We start from the raw sequence: 22,675 nt of genomic DNA on the forward strand, positions 1-22,675 counted from the left end.
CTTATTTTCCAATATCCTCATACCAGATGTCCGGCTTTTCACGAATGAATTCTTTCATAATTTCCTTACATTCTGCTATGTCAAGATCGATAACTTCGACACCGTGCTCTTTCATAAAGTCGGAAGCTCCTTCAAAAGTATCCGATTCACCTGCAATGACTTTCTTAATTCCAAATTGTACTATTGCTCCTGCACAAAGGTAACATGGCATTAGTGTTGAATAAATAATTGTATCGTCGTATTTCCCTATTCTTCCTGCACTACGGATGCAGTCTATCTCAGCATGAGCCAGAGGGTCATTATGTTGGACTCTTCTATTGTGTCCTTTGCCGATGATATCTCCATCTCTGACAAGAACAGACCCAATGGGGATTCCTCCTTCTTTTAGTCCGCTTTTTGCCTCTTCTATAGCAGCTTGCATAAAATCGTCCATAATTATTCTCCTGAGGTTGTAATATAAGCAAGTGCTAATATATTCACAGTTGGATATATTTTTTGTTATTACCCAAGTTTGACAGTTATCACTTTTAATTGAAGAGAATGTCTTAGCTTTCAATCCAAATATTTCGTTTTTTTGTCAGGAAAACCTATTTGACAGTTTATACAATTTCATACCAGTTACTACGATTTTACCCATTTTTTCCTTATAATCAGTTAATTTATGGGGTCAAAGTTAGCGTTAATATAGTTTTTTGCCTGACTTTTGAGGAAATCCACGGTAACTACCAAATTCAATAAGCTTTTTTTAATGAATTTTGTGGACTTATGTTTGAGTTCATTGAACTCATATCACATCAGCGATATGAATAATTGTGCAATGAACCCAATAATTATAGTGCCATAAAGACTAGCATCAGACCATACTCCAATGGTTTAATCTCAATCTCATTCTTTGGAGAATTGATGATCTTCTCAATAGAATCCTTTTACCTATATGTTTGTAGAGCTTCTTTAAGTGTCAAATTATACTCGATTTCAGGCAGAAAAATACCTCTCTACCAGAAATAAAATTTTCTTTAAGAAGTTTGATATCTTCCTGCTCACCAAGATCCACCAACTTAGTCTGTAATAAATAAACAACATCAACAAGGTCATTATTGATCCTGAATATCTTAAGCAATTTTTATTTTTATCAATCAAATTTTGTATCTGTTTTGCCTCTTCTATCTGCCTCATAATTTTTCTCGCCCTTGATTCAAGTTGCTCTTTCTGAAGCTTTCTGAAAAATATAGGTGATTTATACTGCTTGGTTTAACAATTTTCAGGCCATATATACTATCTTTAGGATTAACTATCTCAACAGGATAACTTCTGAACTTTGCTATTATCTTGTCATCGCTGGTATTGAGTTTCCTTGCAGTCAGATACTGCATTTTATCTGTCATTATCAGGCCAATGTTATCTGTGCTGTTAGCTCCTTTATCAAAAATAACAAGTGAACCTTCCCTTAATCTTGTGTTCACTTGAAAACAAATTTCCTCAAAATATGCCTGGTCAGGCACATTTCCCTTTTGGACAATGATTTCTATAGGCTCATTAATAGGGGATGCAAGTTCAGAAACACCTAAATTAATCTGTTTCTTGTCGGGTCTGTGATCTCTACTATACCCATTTTTTCCAAGTGGGGATTTATTTCCACAAAGGACGATGCTCGTCCAGTCTATGTTTATATTCGTGTGCTCAAATTCATATCGAGCAAATAATCTATCCTGAATATCGGAAATAATCGTTTCACGATTATTCCCTAGAGTTTCAAGAACTCTGTAAAGTGTCCTTTCACTGAATTCAGGAAGGTTGAAAATATCAAGAACCTCATTACGGTTAATCCATTGATGAGCTTTTCTTATACTAAAATTATCTGTGAGCTTATAGCTCACAAGAGATTTTAACAGGCCGTTAATGTCAATTCCATTCTGTTTGTGTTTACAAAAAACAGTTGATAGATCAAGGACATCATAAAGTTCATTTACAGTCAGAATGGTTCCGATAGAAAAGCATATATTCTCATTAGAGATAACCCCATATGTTCTTAGTTTTGTTTGCATTTTTGTCGATATAAACAAAATTAAGAGCACATTTATTACTTTTTACTGTCAAACTTGGATAGTATCATATTTGAATTTGCACCATCACAGTTATAGTGAGTTTTACCGTGTACTTTTGTGTACACTAATTAAAGTAATGCACAAGGAATTCGAGCCTATGTACACGAGAAATTCAAGAAAAATAGCAAAATAAAGTGAGATTGAAAGTGTCAAAGGCTTTACAGGGGAAGTTTCGATACACATGCCATAATTATGAAGGTTGTGGAGGTTGGAGGTAGAATTGATGGCGTAGTGACCCCGTTTTTTTCTGTAAAGCCTATGATTTTTATTGTGGAGTTAAGTGTGAATTGATAATTGTGATATGGTAAAAATATAAAGAAAGAAGTTTTCCGAAGTAAAAAAGTATAAATATGGAAGTTTGCGTTTACTTATATAGTGATTAAAGTGGAATTATCTGAATTGAAAAACGATACAACAATGGATATTTGGAATGTTAACATTGAACCAGCTCCCAAATATTGGAAGGTCTGTTTGGTTGCAATGAAGCATTATACAGATTATGCCAAAATGACCCCTAACGAAATACTTGAATCAGCAGAAAAAGAGGTAGAAGATGGGCTAAAAATGAGAAATCGGAAGATAAATGTAATGCTTCCTAAATTCAAAGAATATCTTGAAAATGCAAATGGACGCAATGGTAAACTAAAACCATCAACAATCAATACATACCTGAAATGCATTCGCTCCTTTTATGAATACCATGATATTCAATTACCAAAAAAATCTAGGACTAAAAAATCAAAACAACAAAATAATACAACAAAATTAAAAGCACCGGAATTAGAAGAAATACAGCAAGCTCTTACAGTATGTGACCTTCAGGATAGGGCAATAATATTATGTGGTCTTAGTTCAGGCATGGGTGCAAGTGAAATCACGTCATTGAAGTTACAGACTTACTACGATGGATATGACTCGGAAACCTTGATAACAACTATAGATACACGGAGGGAAAAGACTGATAAAAGTTTCATTACTTTTTTATCGCCAGAGGCAACAAGAGCAGTTGACGAATACCTAAGATGGCGCGATACGCTACTACCTACAACAATTAAGTCACTCATAAATACAAAGCATAAGCAACGTACGACTCCTGATAGCTACCTTTTTATTGGTAAACAAATCTCTAATGCATATGAAACTGGTAACAAGGAAAAAGGCATAAAAGCGGGCGATGAAGAAATTAGGCGCATATTACCTGATACACTTGTAAAAAGATACGAAAAAATATCCAATAGCTCTGGATTAGACACCAAAAAAGGTGAAATAAATCAAATCCGGTCACACAATATGCGAACCCATTTTAATACAACGATGAAAAGTGCAGGTTTTGACTCTGAGATGGTTGAGTTTTTCATGGGTCACACTTTAGGTGGTGCGAAAGATGCTTATTTTTCCCCAGAATTACTCACTGATATACAAATTCAGGAGTTGAAAAACCAATATTCCAAATTTGTACCGCATTTGATTGTCCAGAAGGAACTTGTTGTTGCAGATTCTAAGGACTACCAGGAACTTGAAGAAGAAGTCCAAAAATTGAAAGCTCAGAATGCGCAACACAAGGTCGAGCGCTATGAACTTGAAACATTGCGAAAAGATGGGGATGCGAAGTACGAAAAGCTTCATGGTATGGTCACTAACGTAGCTCAATCATCTCAACACTATCGTATGGCATTGGAAGAAATAATGGAATTGGTACCGGATGAACACAAGGATAAGGTGAAGGAGATACAAAAACGCACACTTCAAGAAGCCTTCAATGATTAATCCGGTTCGTCTGACCCCGGATGAAATTGTTGAATATGATGTTTAAAAGAGACACTAGACCCTTATTCCTATTTTTAGTTTTATCTTACAACTTCATCAATTTGCAAAACGAGAATAATTGAGTATTTTCTTTAACCTAACTTTGACAGTCTGAATTTATAAAAGTGTTCTTAGTTTTAGTTGAATCGATCAAAATGCAACGAAAACTAAGAACATATGAAATCACTCCTAATAAGAATATATGCTTTCCATCGGAACAATTCTTGCTGTAAACCCTGCATCAATCCTAGAGACTGAATTAGTTCATGATAGTACAAGTAATTTTCGAAATAAGGCGTTTCAATGCTTCAATCTACAAAAAAACAGATTTTTAGAATTTGATTTCTTAAAAAATCCTTTAGCGTATGTAAGTTTTGATTTAATGGCCTTAAGGTCTATGTATTTATAAAAAATGGTATACGTTATGACTATAAAATAGGATTTAAATTAAAACCGGCATATCTCGAGGACATAATAAAAAGACTATTAAGGTTTTAACGTATGTGGGTTTTTCGTTCTCAATAATTTTCGGCATGCTGCAAACAACCAGACTAAAAAGCAAATACGCTAAAGGTGTTTTTTACTGCAGCATTGAATTAGATGCTACCATACCTTAGCATAATTGCTAACTTATGAAATATCCCTCCCGTTAGAAAAATGGGTTTTGTTGCCTGTCACATGATCGCCTGATAAGATGATTTTGAATTGATGAATACTAAGCACCGCTTCCTTTTCTTCCTCGGCTGCCGCTATGCTCCATGTTGCCAGCTCCTAAACAGGATTCTTGACAAGTTTAAGAGACCTGGTCTATACTCCGCTGACCCAATTACCCTCTATTGACTTTACAGGAGTAGATAGAAAATGAATGCGAGTTGTATGGAATCTCAGTCTGTTTTCATTGTTCATCGATGAAAAACGGATTGCACAGGAAATAATCAATTTACCTCAAAAGATAGCTGAGGAATGGGGAATTGATAGGAAGACTTTCCAGACAACAAAGAAAACCATAGGAGAGGCTTTGATAATGGGTGAAAAGATTAATTTATTCACTCCAGCAAGGAAGAGATTGGTTGAGAGGCTATACGTGTAACAAGCAATCCTTTATTACTTTTTTATTCCAAAGGCTGCTAAAACAGATGTCACAAGAACCACTATAACAACAGCATATATAACTACTTCTATAAACGTTTCAACTATGAATGAAGTGATTTTGTCTACAAGATTATAGAAGGATAATAACAACCACCCTGCAAATCCATGACCTGTATTTTCAGCATAAGTGCCAGCTACTAAAATCCATATAAAAGCCGCTGATGGAACTGCCAACATGATGAATGATTGCAAGAAACCTATGGGGTCATCAAGTAGGTTTGCTCGTGAATCTGTGAAGAATTTATCTTTTGCCATAATCATTGGTTAGAAGTTTTGTAAGCAATCAATAAACATCCTATTAATTTGTCCTTTATTAGTCTACCAAATATCCACCATTTCTACATGTTCATGTGGTTTTCTTTTGGATTTATTCTTAATTATATTCCCGTTTTTTATCACATCATTGGTATAAGCTGTAAGTATATTCATTTTGTCAAGAGTCTCAACTACTTTTTTATTTGGATGAGGATCTTTTTGCCTTCCAAAGATTCCATTTTTATGAGAGATTATAACTATTTCAGGGGAAAGACGTTTCAAAACATCTTTGTCTAAGCTGTTTTTACTTCCATGATGAGGAAACTTGAATATCTTGATTTTTTCATCTTTTAAACCAGAAAGTGAATCTGATAATCTTTTTTTGCCTATATCCCCAGTCAATAGACAAGAAAAATCATCATGTGAAATAGATGATTTGTATTTTAGTACAATACTTGCATCATTTGATGTAAGTTTCAATTCATTTGCCAATTTTGTAAAATACCTTGAATCCCCAGACAGCACAAAATCATCAATTAAAGATTCATTTTTACTGATAAATCCATATATAAAATCCATCCTCTGTTGAAGACTCAAAGAATTATTGTTTATCAGATTAGGTCCTGAACGGTTCCACCCTTCTGCAAGAAGGTAAATCCATTTATTATTAAAATCTTCTGATGTAACCCAACTTCGTATTTTTTCATAGTCATTTGTTTGTTGTATTTCCCTATATTTCTCAGAAGTTCCGATTTCAAGGTGAAGTACTAAATCCGGATCAAAAGGTGGATTCAATATTGATAAATGACTGCATATTTTCACCCCTTTTCCAAGTGGCCTAATTTTTTTGCATCCTTTTGTGCTGAGTATTCCTTGTAAAAGCTGATAAGCTTGTACAGTGTTCTGCAGTTCTAATACAGCTCTTGAACGAGAACTTATTTTGGATACTCCTTTTAATGATAATAAAAAATTTGCAATTGCAACTATCTCATCGCTGTAACAAGGTAACCAAAGTTCATTGATTTCAACATCGGAACTACTGTCGTCAAAGAGACCACTAAGACCTCCAATGTGATCAGTATGAGAATGAGAAAGTACAAGGTTTATTTTTTTATTATGAAGAGCTTTAAATACATTCTTAGAACCTTGTCCACAATCAATAAGTAGTGAAGTTTCGCTCAATAGGCAGTGTTCGCTAGGTATTAGTTCAAAAGAATCTCCTTGACCCACATTAAAAACTCTTAACATTGAAATACCTCTGAATAGAATAATGAAATCATATATATTATACTTATAAAGTAAACTAATAAGTTAAATAAATATCTACAATGAATAAAAATTGACATTTAGAGATTACTATGTTTTCTCATGTAAAAAAGTATAGTCAAATGCAAAAAATAGAAACTTTATAGAGTGGTATTTTTTGACGTTACCTATATCCCCCCATTAAAGTTCGGGGTAATAGGTATCCTGAATTTAAGATACTCAGAAATTTAGAAAGTAATATCTAAAAATAGAACATTTAAAAAATGTGAATGAACTTCATTTGAGTTCATCTGACAAATCATCAATTGTGCTTTTTGCTTCATTAAATAGTTTGATTGCATTGTTCGTTTTATTTGATTTCATTTGCGTTAAATCATCAAGATTATTGAAAATGATTCGATTTTGATTAGATGGATGAGTAATAGAAATCATTTTTATATTCTTATTTGATAAAGTCGAATCATTTTTCCAAAAATCGATTTGATGAAATCGACCATCTTTTGTAGGTGTATCAAGAAAAATGATTAACTTCAAGTTATCACTAAGTCTAAAATGCTTGAAAAAGCATCCAATTTCGTTTTGTACATTTTTGAACACTTTTTTGGGGGGTTCAGCACTTATTTTTACTGGATGGAGTATTGCACAATTAAATGCTTGAGTTAATTGAATTCCGGAAGCTAAACTATCATCCAAATTGTCGAACATAGCATTCCATTTTGTTTTTGGATCATTTGTTTCCCAATATGGGATAATTTGGCTTAGGTAATCAAACAACCCTATGACATGCAAATATTTGAAGAGATTATCTCGCATATCATTTGCGTAAATAGATGATAAGCAGGCTTCATGCAACGATTTGCCATTTTTTAATGCTTTTACAAATAGTTTATGACTTCCATCAGAGGTAGTTTTTCCACAAATAATTACAGATGGATTGTCTGGATAATTTCCTACTGGTGCATATTTGATAAAATAGTCATCTACTTCCACTGTAATTCTTATTCCTGTTGAAGAACCATTTTTAACTTTTTCAAATTCAGCATGGAACGTTTGTTTATCAGTGAAACATGAAAGAGGACAAATATCAGTTATTTCTAGCATGTGTTTACTCCTTAAAATAGAGTTAAAGCAATAATCATTATTAACTTATTTATATGTATAAATAGAATATGTTCTAAAGTTTACCAATAACAGTATTCATACTGAGGCCAAATTTGTGACAATAGGAAGAACAATCTCAATTTATCTGCCAGATGCCAACCCTCAAGGAGTGAAAATATGCGAGTTCTTTGATTCCATTGTCAAAGCTGTTTCCATTCCTCGAGCAAAATTAGACGCTGGCCTAAAAAGACCAGAACTTGAACAGCCAGGATTATACTTCCTAATAGGTGAAAAAGACGAAGTTGGTAAGCCAAAAGTGTATGTTGGTGAATCGGAAATACTAACAGTTCGTTTAAATGATCACCACAAAAAGAAGGATTTTTGGAATCAAGCTATATGTTTTGTTTCAGAGAAAAACAACTTAAACAAAGCCCATATCAAGTATCTTGAAAATCATGCTTGTGAACAGGCTAAGTTAGTCAATAAATGTACTCTTGAAAATAGTAATACCCCCACTAAATCATCTCTAACGGATCAAGATCGGGATTTTGTTTTACGTTTCTTTGATGAATTAAAAATCATAATGGCTACTCTTGGTCATCCTATTTTTGAACAAACAAAACGTAGCAAAAAAAATACATACTTTTGTAAGAGCAAAGATGCAGACGCAGTTGGTGAATATACTGAAGAAGGATTTGTTGTTAATAAGGGATCAAAATCAAATATAGAAGAAACAACGTCTCTTCAACCAAGTATACGGGCATTTAGAGCTAATTTAGTAGAAAAGGGAATTGTAAAGGAAGAAGATGGTGTCTATGTTTACCAAGAAGATTTTACTTTTTCTTCACCATCCATGTCGGCATCAGTTGTACTAGGCAGAGCTGCTAATGGATGGACACTTTGGAAAGATAAAGATGGTAAAACACTCGATGAAGTTGTAAGACAAAAAGATAAAGAAAAATAAATTAATCTTCATTTTCGCTTAGCTCTATGATCATCGCACATTCGAGCCCACCATTCTTTATAGGGTTCACCTGTGTCTTTTTCGTGTTTAGCTTTATAATGGGCATCTATTCCGTCTCATCCATTCCCTTTAAACGTATAATCGCAAATCGGGCATCTTCTTGGATGAGTAATATCCTTGTCCCAGCAAGGACAATTTGGATTGCACATTTCTTATTCTCCTTATTCTTTAAAAAGTTATTAAAGGCTATTATCAACACCTTTAAAGCATATCGAAATGCTCAAATGCTGTTTTGATGGAGTTTAGCTTATCCTCAGGACATGGATTAGTTCTTACATCTGGATGGTATCTGTTTGGAGATTGCCTAACAGGAATATTGTATATCTCTTTTGCATGAGCTATCCAACATGATTTTACACAATATCCATAGTTGTTCTTTACCCAATTTTGAATTTGCTTATAGGTAGCCATAATAAAATCACCTACTGAAAGTAGAAAGTTCTTAACTCATAAATCTTTTGTCAAAATTAAAATTAAAATTAAAAGTAAGGATAAAGAAAAAAGAAGAATAAGCTCTCACGTGAGCTTATCCGCAACTCCTCTCATAAACCTAGCATTCAGGTTTATGTCTCCTGTTTGCTTAATCTTATCCTGAATCCTCTTCAGGGTGCCTCTGTAAGCAATACCTACTTTTCTCCCCATCTCAACATCCAGTTGCATTATCTTATCCATGATTTCATGCTTATTTAGAAAGACTTGAGCTTGCCCAATCTCTAAAGACTGCTCATCAACATTGTTAGCCTCTTTACCAATTAGAACAACACTATCAGCATAGATATGCCTGCGTTTCATCTGCCCGATGTCACCTTCATATTTGTATCCAGGATGATCCGCGTACTGTAAAATCGTCCTATTCAAAGGTTTAAAATAATGGGGGCCTTGCTTCCCCTCGCCTGTATTGTAGTCTAAAAATAGTTCATAGACTATCTTTTGAGGGTCTTTGGAAAAAGGAGCTAAAAGTTTGATTAGTTCCCCATCTTCCTTAATGCACTGAAATCCTACCAAACAGAAATTGAATGGTTTTATTTGTTTAGACCAAGACTGACCTTCATTTATTCTCTTAAATCTATTCAATACATTGGCTGTACTGATTGTAAGGCTTGATATTGCATAGAGACTAGAATACTTCTCTTCGATATCTATTGGTTTTATCGTCCCATAATGCAAATGTAGAATATCCAGCCAGATATTAGCATGCCAGTCGTCATCATCATTAGGAAAGGGATTGGTCAAATGGCCTAAACCATGTAGCTTGTAGGATCGATCATACTCATAAAAGCTGAAATTATCCCCATCTTTATTGTAAAGGGTATATCGTTTGGAACAAATTCCATAGAACCACATATCTTCTTTTTCCGGTTTCAACAATGATATATCGAGAGAATACGGGTTCAATGGTTGAAAGTAATCTACAATTTCCTGAGCATGCTCAGGTGGAACAAACACAGAGTCGGTATCCATATAATAATGGAATGCACCAAGCTCCTTTACCTTGGCTTCAGCCATGGATAAAAACAGGCGTGAGCCTGAAGTGATCATTACAGCTAACAGTGGATGATAGTATTTTCCTGCTTTTTCACACCTATTCTCAGATGTATCAAAACTGTCAAGGCCATAGACCTCAATATCACTTTTCTTGTCCTCAGGATTAAGTTCAATGAATATTCCATAACTCATGGCATTAACAAGAATCTTGATTGCTTTTTCCTGACTTGAAAAATGACGATGTTCAGGGGTATCGCTGTCCATGTTTTTCATTTTTGTCTTGATATTCTGCCTCTCTTCAACAAAGGTCTGAATGAGATTATCTTTCTTAGGATCAACTTCAATACCCAGGATTGTGGATTTTAAAAGACTATCCTGCACGCCTAAAGGATAAAACGAATTGCCTCAATAATCTCTGGAACTCTACCTGTCAACAGCACAGAACTGATTACATCGGGAAGAGCAAACCACATAGGAGACTTGGATGAAAAGTAGTTAACTCCCACATTCAAGGTTGTATTTTTACCCTTGTAATCCATTCTGACGGGAAGGATGTCCTTGTTAGGTACGATCTTCACCATTACTACAAAATCATTCCAGTTTCCCATATTTTGCAAGTACTTAAGAGACACCCGTGAGAGTAGATATTTGATCTCATCTGTTGCATCTGCCATTTTCAATTTTTTGGCTATGATGTATTTCCATAGGTCCATCTCCATTGTTACAGTGGGATACATGCTTGTAAAATCAAGTACTGTGGTCTTTATTGGTTTTTTCCGGTACATGCACTCACATCACCACCGAAATAAGTTGTCATGATATTGCCTAGTACATCAGGTAAGAAAAGAGGATTTTGCTTTTGGAATGGTTGAACTCCCAATTGATCAAGAGCATGTTTTCCAAGAGATGCTGCACTGAATATTTTTGTGAGTGGGATATCAATCTGATATAGATCTAACTCAGTAATAAGTTTCTCATAGACTTCCCAAGTAGCAACAACATCAGTAATCATGTAGTCAATATATTTTTTAGTTACAGTACCATGCTCTATATCCTTTATTTTCTTATGTTTGGTATCAAGTAGCTCACAAGCCTTATCAAGTGAGATACGCTTTTTTTACAGGAGCACTTCACCTACGGTTTGAACATCAAGGAAATGGCCGGAGAAATAATCCCTACCTTTATTCTGCTTGGTTGTAGAGAACTTGTGTGTATTGGATTGCCCTAGCTTTCGAGAGATTATAGGGGGATTAAAAGGATTATCTGATAAGGTTAAAGTGAACCCTCCCTTATTCCCTTTTCTCGATTCACCTGTTCTTTTTGCAATCCTGCTAATATCGAATGCAAGATTGAAACCAACACATAGCGTACCAAAGTTGAATGTTTCAGGATAGAATACCTCATCTACGAATTCATCTAATAGATAAAGTGTTAGATCATGTTTTTTGGAATAATCTTGTATAATCGTGGTCTCAGGGAGCATGATAATGAGTGAGGTTGCAGTCAGCAACCGTGGATTAGAGGTCCAAAGGCATCATGAATAGTGATGGGCTAATTGAAGTAGCTGTGAATCATCTGCTTGAAGTTTAAATTTTAAGGTAACAAACAAAAAGAAAAACTTTTAAGTATCAACTTCTATACCAATGCTTGGTGCTAAACGGTGATTAACCAAGAGGAGATACACAATCAATGCCTTAGCAAAGATTCGAAAGTACGTATCAAAGCACTAAATAACTTGAAACATAATTTCTCACTTTTACCAGATAAGCAAAAAGCATGGGATAACATAGTAACACTGACTAGTGATAAAAACTCCCATGTGAATAGATTGGCAACATCTTTTCTAGGTTCTTTATTTTCTCAAATTCAAGACAAAAAACAAGCTTGGAATGATTTACGTAGGCTCTTTAATTATAAGGACGCTAACATAAGGTATAAAGCCACTGAAGTCCTTGGTTTAGTATTTTCTCAAATTCCAGACAAACAAGAGGCTTGGGAAGAATTACGCAGACTAATCAATGATAAGAACAGGAACGTAAGAGCAAAGGCTACAAAAGTTCTTGGTTTAATATTTTCTCAAATTCCAGACAAACAACAAGCTTGGGAAGAATTAGACGGTCGTTTCTCTGATCGTGACAGTCATGTAAGAGTTTGGGCAACTCATACACTTGGTTTGGTTTTCTTTCAAGTTCCGGATAAGCATGAGGCTTGGGGTGACTTGCATTGGTCGACTAATGATAATGACAGTTATGTAAGGTGGCATTCAATCTCTGCCATTAAATCTGCATTTTTCCATATACCATATAAACAGCAAGCTTGGAGTGATCTAATTAAACTCACAACTGATGAAGACAGGAATGTTAGGTCTAAAGCTACAGATGCCCTTGGTTCTGTGTACTGTAATATATCTGATGATCAACAAGCTTGGAGTGATTTACATGGACTTACTAATAGTGAATACAAGAGTGTGAGAATCTACGCAAATTGTTCTCTTGGAAAAGCTTCCATATACAAAGCTTCCCAAGCGAAAAAAGAAGAAGATTACAAACTGGAATTGGAAAAAGCCATTTCTTTTTTTGAAAAGTCAGCACAGGAAACAGTTTCTTGGACAAACAATCCCTCTCAGTTTTGTCTTCCTTTTTATCTTTCATTTCATACTATAATTTTTGAAAAACAGAATGCGGAAAACGAAGTTGAAAGACATCTTATACAAGCAAGAAATTCAATTAAAGGTTCAAAAAGTAAGGAATTGCTTATTGAAGCAGTTAACAACCTTTCAAATGCATTAAAAGAAGTTCACAATTTGGAGAGTATGGATCTAGAGTTAATGAAAGACGAGCTTAATTTTTACAGAAAACACTGTGAGAGTGCAGTAGAGCTAATGAGAGATACTGAGAAAACAGCACCATATGCTACAGCTACAATGAGAAAAGGGTTGCCTCTCCTTGATAGGTATCTAAAAGAGCTTATCGATGAAATTAAAAAGAGATCAAAGGGCGCATGTAAAGAATCGAAAGGAACTGATGCAGAAGAAATTGTATGTGAAATTAGCACGAAAATTCAAAACGTTATAAGTGATGAACAGAGGCAATATATTGAAATCCTTGAGGATATTGTTTCTATTCTGAGAATAAAAATTCCTCCTATTTCTGAAAACGAGTTTCTTCTTAATAAGATTCAAGCAATTGATAATAAAGATATTGCTGCCGAAAAATATAGAGATCTTCCTCTAATTATTTCTATTATACCCAATATGAAAGTTGTTTCAGAAAAAGAATTAAATCGTAAACTTCTCAAGCTAGATCTAATCTACGAGAAAACTGTTAGCATTGAAACCAAATTGGATTTGCTTCAGAATGAGTTGAGGAGAGGTCTTGAAAAATTAGATATTCTTTCTCTGGAGGTTGGAGGAAAAGAAGGGGAATTTATCCAGACTTTTTCAAGGAAAATTATTGAATTGACAGAAAATAAGGATAAAGAAGCTCTTAAAAATTTCCTTGAAGAAATACTCAAAAATGAAGACACACTAATTGAGGAAATCGAAAAATTTTCTACATCTCAAGAAGAAAAGAAAGAGTCAAAAAGTTGTATTTTGAAGATTAGTTCAGTACTCGACAAAATCAAGCATCCCATAAAATCATTTGGGAAAGACGTTACAAATGAGATTATTGTAAGTTTTGCCGCTGAAGAAATAGTCAAACTCTTTTTTCAGTTAATGTCAATGGCAACACTAGGAATTCCTATACCTCCTCAGATATTAAATCTTTTGACTAGCATAACAAAGGAATTTAAGAATTAAAGGATTCATGCTCTCTACTCAAAAATAGTAATTGCTTTATTTTCAGGAATACTAGATTTTGGATATGGAGCAGGATTTTCTTTAAGTGGCTTTTCCATATGAAATATGGGTCTAAATAAATATATAAATTTGTTTAGAATTTGTTTTACTTTTACTATATGTAAATAAGCCTAATAAATAATACAGATAATATTCCCAATTCATTCCTTAGATTTCTTAAGCAAGAACATTCTAAAATTCTGCGTATCTTAAATTCAGGATACCTATTACCCCCCATTAAAGTTCGGGGTAATAGTAATAGCTGAAAAACGCAACGGTTTATCATTGTCATAGATATTTTGAATAACATTATCAAAAATCTTTTATACATTAGAGAATTTGTTTTTTTACATGAATATTATAACTTGGAATTGTAAAATGGCTTTTCGAAATCATTATAACAAATTACTATCTGAATGTCCAGATTTGCTAGTAATTCCTGAATGTGAAAATCTTGACTATTTCAAAGACAAGTTTTATCATCACGCTTTATGGATTGGAGATAATGATAAGAAAGGATTAGGAGTATTCAGTTTTAACAACATTGAAATTAAGGTACATGAAGCATACAATAAAGAATACAAGTATGTTCTCCCAGTTAAAATTAAAGTACACAACAATCCAAACACCATAAACCTCATTGCAATATGGTCACAAAATAATAAAGTTGATCCAAAAAGGAGATATATTGGAGAGGTTTGGAACGCTTTAAATTACTATAAAGACTTGTTAGATCAGTCCCTTATAATTGCTGGAGATTTCAACTGGGATTTTAATATAAAACAAGGGTCTTCTCTTTATGGGACTTTCAATGATGTGACAAACCTCTTGAACAAACATAATATCTTTAGTGCATATCATGTTTTTAATAATCTAAAATTTGGGGATGAAATTGTTCAAACCTTTTTCCAACATCATAAAATAGAAAAGGGGCATCATACAGATTACATTTTTGCATCTAACGACTTAATGAAATCAATGGAATCTTTTTCTGTTGGTGAACATAAAGACTGGTATGAAATAAGCGATCATGTACCTTTAGTTATGAGATTAAAATAAAATTAGCTTAGGGTTACAATCAAATGCTTACAAGCTTACTAAAGTTGAAGATATTTTTTAATAATAAGATAAATTGTAATAGCAGAAGGAGTTGCTACAAATACCATTATTGCAATTAAATCTTGTATATCTTTTTTTGAGTCTTTTTTAGCTTCGTACCATTGGGAATCTTCATCAACCTCATAGCTAGAGTCAAGTGTATCCAAAGTGAAGTAAATAACAGGAAGCATTATTATTAAAAAAATAGTAGGGGCTAAAAGTTGATCTAAATCAAATTTTAGTGAACTCAAATAATCACCTTACTTTAATTAGTATTTAACAAGTGATATAGTTATATGTAAGTAATAATGTCAAAAAAGGTAAGTATCAAAATCCACTTACCAATTTCCTCACCTCCTTTGTCCTGAAATTGAATTTCCCTTCACTCAAAATCCTGTCCTTCATCCGCTTCAAAGAACTTCTTTGCATCACTCCATACACCCTTGCTTCTTTTGGAGTAAGAACCAGTATCTTCTGCTTAATACCTTCTTCATCAATGAATGTCTGAGCCCTCTGAAGCTCTAGTTCCTCCTCATCAATGTTGTTTGCTTCTTTACCAATGTAAAGAACACCATTTGCATGAACATGTTTCCTTTCCAAAATCCCAATGTCACCTTCAAACTTATGTTCTGGATGCTCTGCATACTGCAATATGATTTTACTCAACGACTTGAAATAGTGAGATCCTTGCTTTATCTCTCCCGTTTCATAATCAATGAAAGGCTCATAAACAATACTCTGTGGTTCACTTGAAAAAGGAGCTAAAGGCTTTACTGTTTTCCCATTTTCTTCTATTGTCTGAAACCCTACAAGATAGAAATTAAACGGTTTGATCTGCTTCTCCCAAGGCTTCCCTTTATTGAGTTTATCAAATCTCTTCCATACATTTGGAGTGCTAACAGTAAGTTTGGAAATAGCATACAGGTTAGAATACTTTTCTTCAATATCTCTGGAACTGATCATCCCATATTTCCTCATGCCAGTCTCCTCCGTCCTTTGAGAATGGGTTAGTTAAATGCCCTAATCCATGAAGCTTGAAATCCTTAAATATAATCTTATTCTTCCTGAATTTGTAAAGAGCATAACGTTTTGATGATACGCCATAAGACCACATATCGACCTTTTCAGGCTTCAGTAGGTCAATATCAAGGTTATAAGGATTAAGAGGTTGAAAATAATCTATAATCTCCTGTGCATGTTCAGGAGGGACAAAGATAGAATCAGTATCCATGTAAGCATGAACTGAACCAAGTTCTTTGCATTTAGCTTCCGCCATAGCCAAGAACAGTTTAGAACCTGAAGTAATCATAACAGCTAGCAGAGGATGATAATAGTTACCTGCTTTCTCAAATCTATTTTCTGAAGTTTCAAAACTATCTAATCCATGTACCTGAATAGCACTTTTTTTATCCTCTGGATTCAGTTCTATGAATATTCCATAGCTCATTGCATTAACAAGAATCTTAATTGCTTGTGCTCTGCTATCGAGCTGTTTATATTCATGACTTTCTGGATCAATACCTTTCATTTCAATCTTGATATTCTGTCTTTCCTCAACGAGAGCCTGAACAAGATTATCTTTTGAAGGGTCTATATCAATTCCAAGAATCTGAGACTTTCTTAAACTCTTCTGGATACCTTTTGGAACGAATTTGACAGCTTCCAAAATCTCAGGTACTTTTCCAGTAAGGATTACTGAAGATATAACATCAGGTAAAGCATACCATAGCTCCGAATCAGAACTAAGATAGTTAATACCTACGTTATAGCCTGTCCCAGAGCCTTTATAGTCCATCCTGACAGGCATTATATCGCTATCAGGCTGAATCTTAACCATCACAACAAAGTCGTTCCAATTCTCTTTATTTTGTAGATATGCAAGGTCTACTTTTGAAAGCATTCTACTTATCTCATCAGTAACATTTTGTATCTCAAGAGATTCAGCAATAATAAATTTCCATAAATCCATTTCCATTGTAATGGTTGGATACATGCTTGTAAAATCAAGAGTAGTAACCTTAGTTGGAGCTTTTCTAATCCGGCATTCACATCTTCCACCATAATAGGAGGTCATAATTTGACCCTTCATATATTCTGGGAAATCGAAATTCTGTTCACTCAATGGTTTAATTCCTAGTTGCTTCAAAGCATATTTTCCAATAGAGGCAGAGCTGTATATTTTAGTTGGAGGAATGGCAATATTGTAAAGATCAAGCTCTTTAATCAATCCTTTATACACATCAAAAGTGCTCTCAACATCCCTTATCAGATAATCAAGATATTTCTTGGTGATAGTACCGTGTTTAATATCCTTCATTTTCTTGTGTCTTGTATCAAGCAATTCACAAGCGTTTGCAAGGGATATATGATTTTGCTGAAGCAAGACTGTTCCAAGGGTCTGAGCATCAAGGAAATTGCCTGAAAAATAATCATTTCCTGTATTGTACTTCGTTGTTGTGAACTTGAAGCTGTTACTTGCACCAAGTTTCTTGATTACAATAGGAGGCTTGAATCTATTGTCTGAAAGTGTAAACGTGAATCCTCCTCTATTCTTTGCCTTTGAATTGTTGCCATACTTTGCCAGTCGGCTTATGTCAAATGCAAGATTGAAGCCCACACAAAGAGTTTTTAGTTCAAACACTTCTGGATAAAATACACCATCAACAAACTCTTTACAGAGGTATAACTCGATACAATGCTTTATAGAATAATCTTTTAGAATTTTTGTTTCTCTCTCATTGAGCATTAGTGGATCATAAAAGAATCCTTCATGCTGAATGTAGCCTTCCTGATATATCTGGAAAAAGCCAACTTTCATATTCTGATACTGATCTGTTGTAGTTTCTGTATCAAAAACAAGCACGCTATCATGTTTTAATTGCAGGGTGCTATTGTAAGTATGATTAGATTGGGGGTCTTTAGCTTTAACAGTGTATCCCCTAACAGCAATCTTACTCATACTAGATCAGCCTCCATACCTATAAGGCGAAGCTGTTTACCCATACCTTCCAATAATGCACCCATAGAAACAAGGATAAACCTTCGATTATCCTCACGTGATGCACTGCTTGATCTGATCTTTCGAGGTAGTTTATTTTGCTGTTTTGTAATCTTAAAATGACAGTTCTTGCATAATGGAACAGTTTCTTCTGAATTGTTTCTTCCATATACATGATGTAGTTCTATTACACTTGGATCATCTTCTGCACACTCAATACATCTAAGTGATGTTTTTCCTTCCAATTTCTGTCTTTTAATACTTCTTTTACATGTATTTTTATCCATAGTTACCACTCCTCAATTTGCATATATTTCCTGAAATTCCGATTCAACCTGAGCTTCTTCGATCTCGTAAAGCCGATCTAACCGCGTTTCAAACGCATGTTCATTGCCGGCGTTATCGGCGATCTTAACGCCGTTGAACTTCTTTAATCGCGTAGTATCGCCGTCTTTCAGCGTTTTATTGACGGCGTTGAAGTATTCACCAATCAAAGAACGGTCTTTAGAACCCCTCGTTACTATCGTTATATGACCCGCGTTTCGATCATAAAACCTCATTCCGACTTGCAGACTATCCGATTTGGTAACCTTCCATCTTCCATTCTCTTTGTAAAGATTACGTCCTAGATGCCTGATTATGTCTTTATTGTTCATTCCGTACTTTTCTGCCATCTGGGTAAGGTTTGCACCCTTTCTCATTGATCTCAAAATCTGGAGAGTTTTGTTTCTCTCCGTCTTTTGCTGAGATGTTATAGCTTCCCATCCTGCTTTACCAAGATCATAATCACCAATCCTGAGTTTTCTTAATTGATTCAGACTCTTATCTGGAAAGAGTTGATGTTTCCGGATAATCTCTTTTGCATACCTGGAATTCCTAGGCATAGCTTTGAGCCATTCTCCATAAGTCCTGTATTCTCTGGAAAACTGAGGTCTGCTCATTTCTCGCCCTCCCAGAGTTTTAACAGTGCGATTCTGACAACTTCTGCCTGAGAGCATCCAAATTTATCTGCCATCTGTACTATTTTTGCCTTCAAATATGGAGACACGGTTGTTAGTATTCTTTCATTGTTACTCATGGTATTCACAAATAAACAGTATGAGGAGAAGATTTATATGCACAATGACATTAATATTGAGTATGAATATGATATCAACTATTGAAAGTAATGACATTAATAATATCAAAAGTGAGATTGATTTTGACACAGAAGTACTCGAATATTTGAATGCGAGGGGGTATGTAAGAAGGGGGCAACTCGTAAATTACCTCATGAATACTCATCCAAATGAACTTGGTTATAGTAAGAAAACCATTAATCGAAAATTAGCCTTCATGACAGAAACAGGAATTATTACTTCATTGAAACGTGATGAGTTACAGAAATATGGAATTAAAGAACCAGATGGAAGGGCTTCATATCTAATCCCCATAAAAATTTTGAAAATGAAAGAAGACCTCGATAAGACAATTAGCTACCTTGATTCAGCAGACGTTAAAACTAAAAAACTGATATTGAAAGAAATAGCTAGATCTGAAAAGAAATATGTTTTAGATCCGTGTCAGTTGGATAACCTTGCTAAGTATTTGGATGCAGAAGATGATGAAGTGGTAGATAGTTTACTGAAAATTCTTTTTAGATATATCACCGAAAAGGGTATAGAGCCTTCAAACACAGATAGGTTCTTAGAAATACTACGATCAACGTTAAAGCATTATAAGGTCAGTCCAGATAAATATCCAATGCTCAGAAGGCACATTACATGGTTGCTTGGATATTACAAGGACAGTTTTGTTATTGATCAACTTAAAATGGATGCAGAAACCCTTGATGATCTGTCTTCTGTTAAATGTGATTATTGCGATCTATTAATTGCACCTTTTATTGATGAGCATTCACTTGATCTTTTCAATTTCCAAATGGAATTGACATTACAAGGAAAGGAAAGAGCTTCTGAAATTATCTCTGAAATAAAAGATGAAGCCTCTAACCCAAAACCAAGATTGACGGAGTTCTGAACATGAAGTTACTACTTCTCAATGGACACGGTATAGACACGCGTGTAAATGGGTCTAAACTGCATGTTAAAGATGGTAGATATTCTAGTGACATAGAGCCAGAAGTCTATGTTTTCTCACCTCAGAAAATAGACATAGACAATATAGTGATCTATGGTAGAAATGGAAATCTAACCCTAGAATCTATTCGTTGGTTGATCAAGCATAATGTACAAGTATCTATTCTTGATTGGGATGGGAAGTTACTAACAACCATGCTTCCTCCTGAAAGTACCAATGTCAAAACCAAGTTCTCACAGTATCACGCTTATGAGGATCAAGAAACTAGGTTAAAGCTTGCTAAGAGCTTTATTGAAGCCAAGTTTGATAAAACCCAGATAGTTCTGGATTATCTTAAACAACGTTATTCTGATATTGATAACGACTTTTCAAAATATTCTTCAAAGCTATCTAATGCAAATAACATAAGAGAAGTGATGGGAGTAGAGGGTGCTGTTGCTGTCTATTACTGGGGACAGTTTGAAAAGTTCATTCCTGAAAAATATGAATTTGATGATCGTACAGGAAGGTACAAATCACGTCCTTACGGTGCAGGGGATATGGTTAATTGTATGCTCAATTACGGTTATTCTCTCCTTGAAGCTGAGTGTATGAGAACTATCAATGCGGTTGGTATGGATGTTCATGTAGGCTTTTTGCATGAGATGGCAACAGGTAAGAACAGCTTAGCGTATGATCTCCAAGAGCCTTTCAGATTCCTTGTTGATCTGGCAGTGATCAACCTCATTGAGACAGACAAAATGGAGAAGAAGGACTTCATCAGAACTGATAATTACTCTCTCAGGCTAAGACCTAGTGGAGCTAAGAAACTTACAGAGGAGTTCCAGACTTGGATGAATAAGAGAGTTACATATCAGGATAAATCAATGATGTGGAGTTATGTTCTTTTACTCAAAACAAGAGAGTTGGCTCAATTCCTGAATGGTAAAAAGAGGAAGATAGATTTTACAACTCCTTCCTACAAAATTAAGAGACAGGATACGGATGAGATCAGAAAAAAGATTTTGGGTATCAGTTATTCTGAATGGAATAAAATGGGTTTTTCTAAGGGTACATTGCATTATATGAAGAAAAATGCTGAAGCTGATAAACCATTTACTCTTAATGTTCATGTCAGGGAGAGATTGGAAATGTGGGAAGGGAGTTGTTAAGATAATTAGTTAATAAACATTAATTTCTCATTGGGCGCAAAAAACAAATATATTTATGCATGTAAATTGACTTGTACTGTGTGAAAATGTCTCCCTCTATGTTATCAAAAATATTTAATGTCCATCTTATTGGTAATATTTTTTATATTAACAAGAAACCAAGTCTTAAAATAATATTATATGCAGTGGCTGTTTTTTTATTACAACCACTATCGGAGTTGATATTGGAAATAAAATATTTTTCAGATTTTAGTTTTTCAGATATCATTACGAGTATTGGACTAGTGATACTATTATTTTGTATTCAGTCGGTTATTAAAAATAGACTTTTATTGATGTATTTTGCCCAGAAGTATATAAAACCAAAACCATATTTGATTCTATTATTCGCATTTGAAATTTCCTTGGGATTTATGGTATTTAATTCAATGAAAAATTATTTTGTTTTTGCCTTATTAGGAGGAATTCTTTGGGTAACAAGCGGGTTTTTTAGATTAATTGTACAAGCAACAAAAGCCATATTTGATGAAGAATCAGCTAAATTAGCCGGATTACTTCAAAATTATAGTTACTTGAGAACAAGTTATTTTACTTTATTGTTTATTTGGTTGGTTAGTAAACTTCAATTTATACCAAGTATGAAATCTATTTTTTCGAGTATTGAAAGTCCAGATCAATATTTAGACTTTTCAATATACTTTGCTACATGGGTAATTTCAATAATTATTTACGGATATTTTATGCTTAATTTATATCCTTATTTTGTAAAAGATAAAGATGTGATTAAGTCAATTGATATCATACAATTTATTTCACGTAAAGAAAAAGGACGATCGTTCAAAGAGATAGTGGACAATTTCAAGGATGAATCAGAAGTGAATATACAAGAAAAGCTAAACCACTTAATATATTCTGGGTTTATTGAGAAAGATAGAAAATATAAATTAGCTCCTCTTCAAAAACATGCTAAAAAAACATAATTAATTAATCGCTTTATAATATCGTTGCGTTTTTTGGTTATTACTATTACCCCCCATTAAAGTTCGAAGCGTCTAATTCGAACCTCTACACCAACTTTTTCAACTTCAACTTCTCAATCGCAAACTCTGCAGTCCCTTCCACTTGCTTCTCCCTTAAATCGTTCTGCATTTTTAAATAATATTCTGCAATAAACTCCACTGCTTGGCTCTTGTTGCAATCCTGTTCCTTCATCACCCTGCGAAGCACTGTGGTCGTATTCTTGCTCACGGTTGCATAGAGTTTTGGTCTCATAGATTACCTTGGTCTTGGGGCCAGGATAAATTCCATTATTCAAAG

General features: G+C 34.3%; 24 protein-coding genes and 1 pseudogene. 8 read left to right on the top strand and 17 right to left on the bottom strand.

The window, feature by feature from the left end; all coding sequences use genetic code 11:
• Nucleotide 1: 1 nt before the first annotated feature.
• On the bottom strand, nt 2-433 hold the full coding sequence (locus V7O67_RS09990; RefSeq protein WP_342304973.1) for a nucleoside deaminase: 432 nt from the start codon (nt 431-433) through the stop codon (nt 2-4).
• A 221-nt stretch (nt 434-654) separates the two neighbouring features.
• Nucleotides 655-2,045 (bottom strand): annotated as a pseudogene (locus V7O67_RS09995) (transposase).
• A gap of 435 nt (nt 2,046-2,480) precedes the next feature.
• On the opposite strand from V7O67_RS09995, the gene xerC reads away from it, so the two are divergent.
• Nucleotides 2,481-3,872, top strand: coding sequence for a tyrosine recombinase XerC (gene xerC, locus V7O67_RS10000; RefSeq protein ID WP_406669961.1), 1,392 nt, complete (start codon nt 2,481-2,483; stop codon nt 3,870-3,872).
• Nucleotides 3,873-4,776: 904 nt separating this feature from the next.
• Nucleotides 4,777-5,001: a hypothetical protein gene (locus V7O67_RS10005; protein ID WP_342304971.1), complete on the top strand. Its 225-nt coding sequence runs from the start codon at nt 4,777-4,779 to the stop codon at nt 4,999-5,001.
• A gap of 14 nt (nt 5,002-5,015) precedes the next feature.
• On the opposite strand, the gene V7O67_RS10010 is transcribed toward V7O67_RS10005, so the two are convergent.
• The 3 genes from V7O67_RS10010 to V7O67_RS10020 form a co-directional block, all read right to left on the bottom strand.
• On the bottom strand, nt 5,016-5,324 hold the full coding sequence (locus V7O67_RS10010) for a hypothetical protein (protein WP_406669962.1): 309 nt from the start codon (nt 5,322-5,324) through the stop codon (nt 5,016-5,018).
• 57 nt (nt 5,325-5,381) lie between these two features.
• A complete protein-coding gene (locus V7O67_RS10015) occupies nt 5,382-6,566 on the bottom strand; it encodes a hypothetical protein (RefSeq protein ID WP_342304969.1) in 1,185 nt (394 codons plus the stop codon).
• A 294-nt stretch (nt 6,567-6,860) separates the two neighbouring features.
• Complete coding sequence (locus V7O67_RS10020) at nt 6,861-7,685, bottom strand: hypothetical protein (protein WP_342304968.1); 825 nt, start codon at nt 7,683-7,685, stop codon at nt 6,861-6,863.
• A 115-nt stretch (nt 7,686-7,800) separates the two neighbouring features.
• On the opposite strand from V7O67_RS10020, the gene V7O67_RS10025 reads away from it, so the two are divergent.
• On the top strand, nt 7,801-8,649 hold the full coding sequence (locus tag V7O67_RS10025) for a GIY-YIG nuclease family protein (RefSeq protein WP_342304967.1): 849 nt from the start codon (nt 7,801-7,803) through the stop codon (nt 8,647-8,649).
• A 261-nt stretch (nt 8,650-8,910) separates the two neighbouring features.
• Here the strand turns inward: V7O67_RS10025 and V7O67_RS10030 are convergent, their stop codons facing one another.
• The 5 genes from V7O67_RS10030 to V7O67_RS10050 form a co-directional block, all read right to left on the bottom strand.
• Complete coding sequence (locus tag V7O67_RS10030) at nt 8,911-9,120, bottom strand: hypothetical protein (protein WP_406669963.1); 210 nt, start codon at nt 9,118-9,120, stop codon at nt 8,911-8,913.
• 105 nt (nt 9,121-9,225) lie between these two features.
• Complete coding sequence (locus V7O67_RS10035) at nt 9,226-10,575, bottom strand: hypothetical protein (protein WP_342304966.1); 1,350 nt, start codon at nt 10,573-10,575, stop codon at nt 9,226-9,228.
• A 2-nt stretch (nt 10,576-10,577) separates the two neighbouring features.
• Nucleotides 10,578-10,979 (bottom strand): hypothetical protein, encoded by a 402-nt coding sequence (locus V7O67_RS10040; RefSeq protein WP_342304965.1) that lies wholly within the window; start codon nt 10,977-10,979, stop codon nt 10,578-10,580.
• On the bottom strand, nt 10,958-11,206 hold the full coding sequence (locus tag V7O67_RS10045) for a hypothetical protein (protein ID WP_342304964.1): 249 nt from the start codon (nt 11,204-11,206) through the stop codon (nt 10,958-10,960). Before V7O67_RS10045 ends, V7O67_RS10040 begins: the two co-directional genes overlap by 22 nt.
• A 105-nt stretch (nt 11,207-11,311) precedes the next feature.
• Complete coding sequence (locus tag V7O67_RS10050; RefSeq protein ID WP_406669964.1) at nt 11,312-11,704, bottom strand: hypothetical protein; 393 nt, start codon at nt 11,702-11,704, stop codon at nt 11,312-11,314.
• A gap of 150 nt (nt 11,705-11,854) precedes the next feature.
• Between V7O67_RS10050 and V7O67_RS10055 the strand changes: the two genes are divergently transcribed.
• Both V7O67_RS10055 and V7O67_RS10060 read left to right on the top strand, forming a co-directional pair.
• The gene (locus V7O67_RS10055; RefSeq protein ID WP_342304962.1) at nt 11,855-13,993 is read left to right on the top strand and encodes a HEAT repeat domain-containing protein; all 2,139 of its coding nucleotides are present in this window, start codon (nt 11,855-11,857) and stop codon (nt 13,991-13,993) included.
• A gap of 390 nt (nt 13,994-14,383) precedes the next feature.
• A complete protein-coding gene (locus V7O67_RS10060) occupies nt 14,384-15,091 on the top strand; it encodes an endonuclease/exonuclease/phosphatase family protein (RefSeq protein ID WP_342304961.1) in 708 nt (235 codons plus the stop codon).
• A gap of 38 nt (nt 15,092-15,129) precedes the next feature.
• Here V7O67_RS10060 and V7O67_RS10065 read toward each other — a convergent pair whose 3' ends face one another.
• From V7O67_RS10065 to V7O67_RS10090, 6 genes are all read right to left on the bottom strand, one after another.
• Nucleotides 15,130-15,381, bottom strand: coding sequence for a hypothetical protein (locus tag V7O67_RS10065; RefSeq protein WP_342304960.1), 252 nt, complete (start codon nt 15,379-15,381; stop codon nt 15,130-15,132).
• 76 nt (nt 15,382-15,457) lie between these two features.
• The gene (locus tag V7O67_RS10070; protein ID WP_406669965.1) at nt 15,458-16,108 is read right to left on the bottom strand and encodes a hypothetical protein; all 651 of its coding nucleotides are present in this window, start codon (nt 16,106-16,108) and stop codon (nt 15,458-15,460) included.
• Complete coding sequence (locus tag V7O67_RS10075) at nt 16,071-18,089, bottom strand: hypothetical protein (protein WP_406669966.1); 2,019 nt, start codon at nt 18,087-18,089, stop codon at nt 16,071-16,073. The genes V7O67_RS10070 and V7O67_RS10075 overlap by 38 nt, the downstream gene beginning before the upstream one ends.
• Nucleotides 18,086-18,415, bottom strand: coding sequence for an HNH endonuclease (locus V7O67_RS10080; RefSeq protein WP_342304957.1), 330 nt, complete (start codon nt 18,413-18,415; stop codon nt 18,086-18,088). Before V7O67_RS10080 ends, V7O67_RS10075 begins: the two co-directional genes overlap by 4 nt.
• A 12-nt stretch (nt 18,416-18,427) precedes the next feature.
• Nucleotides 18,428-19,069: a hypothetical protein gene (locus tag V7O67_RS10085; RefSeq protein WP_406669967.1), complete on the bottom strand. Its 642-nt coding sequence runs from the start codon at nt 19,067-19,069 to the stop codon at nt 18,428-18,430.
• A complete protein-coding gene (locus V7O67_RS10090) occupies nt 19,066-19,206 on the bottom strand; it encodes a hypothetical protein (protein ID WP_406657362.1) in 141 nt (46 codons plus the stop codon). The genes V7O67_RS10085 and V7O67_RS10090 overlap by 4 nt, the downstream gene beginning before the upstream one ends.
• 62 nt (nt 19,207-19,268) lie before the next feature.
• Between V7O67_RS10090 and V7O67_RS10095 the strand changes: the two genes are divergently transcribed.
• The 3 genes from V7O67_RS10095 to V7O67_RS10105 all read left to right on the top strand — a co-directional run bounded on the left by V7O67_RS10095 (nt 19,269) and on the right by V7O67_RS10105 (nt 22,338).
• Nucleotides 19,269-20,147 (top strand): hypothetical protein, encoded by an 879-nt coding sequence (locus tag V7O67_RS10095; protein ID WP_406669968.1) that lies wholly within the window; start codon nt 19,269-19,271, stop codon nt 20,145-20,147.
• Nucleotides 20,148-20,149: 2 nt separating this feature from the next.
• Nucleotides 20,150-21,358: a CRISPR-associated endonuclease Cas1 gene (gene cas1 / locus V7O67_RS10100; protein WP_342304953.1), complete on the top strand. Its 1,209-nt coding sequence runs from the start codon at nt 20,150-20,152 to the stop codon at nt 21,356-21,358.
• A gap of 80 nt (nt 21,359-21,438) precedes the next feature.
• A complete protein-coding gene (locus V7O67_RS10105) occupies nt 21,439-22,338 on the top strand; it encodes a hypothetical protein (protein ID WP_406669969.1) in 900 nt (299 codons plus the stop codon).
• A gap of 85 nt (nt 22,339-22,423) precedes the next feature.
• On the opposite strand, the gene V7O67_RS10110 is transcribed toward V7O67_RS10105, so the two are convergent.
• Nucleotides 22,424-22,630: a hypothetical protein gene (locus tag V7O67_RS10110; RefSeq protein ID WP_342304949.1), complete on the bottom strand. Its 207-nt coding sequence runs from the start codon at nt 22,628-22,630 to the stop codon at nt 22,424-22,426.
• Between the last annotated feature and the right edge of the window lie 45 nt (nt 22,631-22,675).

The organism is Methanolobus sp. ZRKC4 (genome assembly GCF_045291305.1).
Lineage (GTDB): Archaea > Halobacteriota > Methanosarcinia > Methanosarcinales > Methanosarcinaceae > Methanolobus.

Coding starts and splice junctions, on each gene's coding strand:
- V7O67_RS10020 (WP_342304968.1), bottom strand. CDS start 7,685: ATGCTAGAAATAACTGATATTTGTCCTCTTTCATGTTTCACTGATAAA.
- V7O67_RS10070 (WP_406669965.1), bottom strand. CDS start 16,108: ATGAGGAAATATGGGATGATCAGTTCCAGAGATATTGAAGAAAAGTAT.
- V7O67_RS10090 (WP_406657362.1), bottom strand. CDS start 19,206: ATGAGTAACAATGAAAGAATACTAACAACCGTGTCTCCATATTTGAAG.
- V7O67_RS10015 (WP_342304969.1), bottom strand. CDS start 6,566: ATGTTAAGAGTTTTTAATGTGGGTCAAGGAGATTCTTTTGAACTAATA.
- V7O67_RS10110 (WP_342304949.1), bottom strand. CDS start 22,630: ATGAGACCAAAACTCTATGCAACCGTGAGCAAGAATACGACCACAGTG.
- V7O67_RS10045 (WP_342304964.1), bottom strand. CDS start 11,206: ATGATTACTGATGTTGTTGCTACTTGGGAAGTCTATGAGAAACTTATT.
- V7O67_RS10030 (WP_406669963.1), bottom strand. CDS start 9,120: ATGGCTACCTATAAGCAAATTCAAAATTGGGTAAAGAACAACTATGGA.
- V7O67_RS10095 (WP_406669968.1), top strand. CDS start 19,269: ATGAATATGATATCAACTATTGAAAGTAATGACATTAATAATATCAAA.
- V7O67_RS09990 (WP_342304973.1), bottom strand. CDS start 433: ATGGACGATTTTATGCAAGCTGCTATAGAAGAGGCAAAAAGCGGACTA.
- V7O67_RS10040 (WP_342304965.1), bottom strand. CDS start 10,979: ATGTACCGGAAAAAACCAATAAAGACCACAGTACTTGATTTTACAAGC.
- cas1 (WP_342304953.1), top strand. CDS start 20,150: ATGAAGTTACTACTTCTCAATGGACACGGTATAGACACGCGTGTAAAT.
- V7O67_RS10080 (WP_342304957.1), bottom strand. CDS start 18,415: ATGGATAAAAATACATGTAAAAGAAGTATTAAAAGACAGAAATTGGAA.
- V7O67_RS10010 (WP_406669962.1), bottom strand. CDS start 5,324: ATGATTATGGCAAAAGATAAATTCTTCACAGATTCACGAGCAAACCTA.
- V7O67_RS10085 (WP_406669967.1), bottom strand. CDS start 19,069: ATGAGCAGACCTCAGTTTTCCAGAGAATACAGGACTTATGGAGAATGG.
- V7O67_RS10075 (WP_406669966.1), bottom strand. CDS start 18,089: ATGAGTAAGATTGCTGTTAGGGGATACACTGTTAAAGCTAAAGACCCC.
- V7O67_RS10005 (WP_342304971.1), top strand. CDS start 4,777: ATGCGAGTTGTATGGAATCTCAGTCTGTTTTCATTGTTCATCGATGAA.
- V7O67_RS10060 (WP_342304961.1), top strand. CDS start 14,384: ATGAATATTATAACTTGGAATTGTAAAATGGCTTTTCGAAATCATTAT.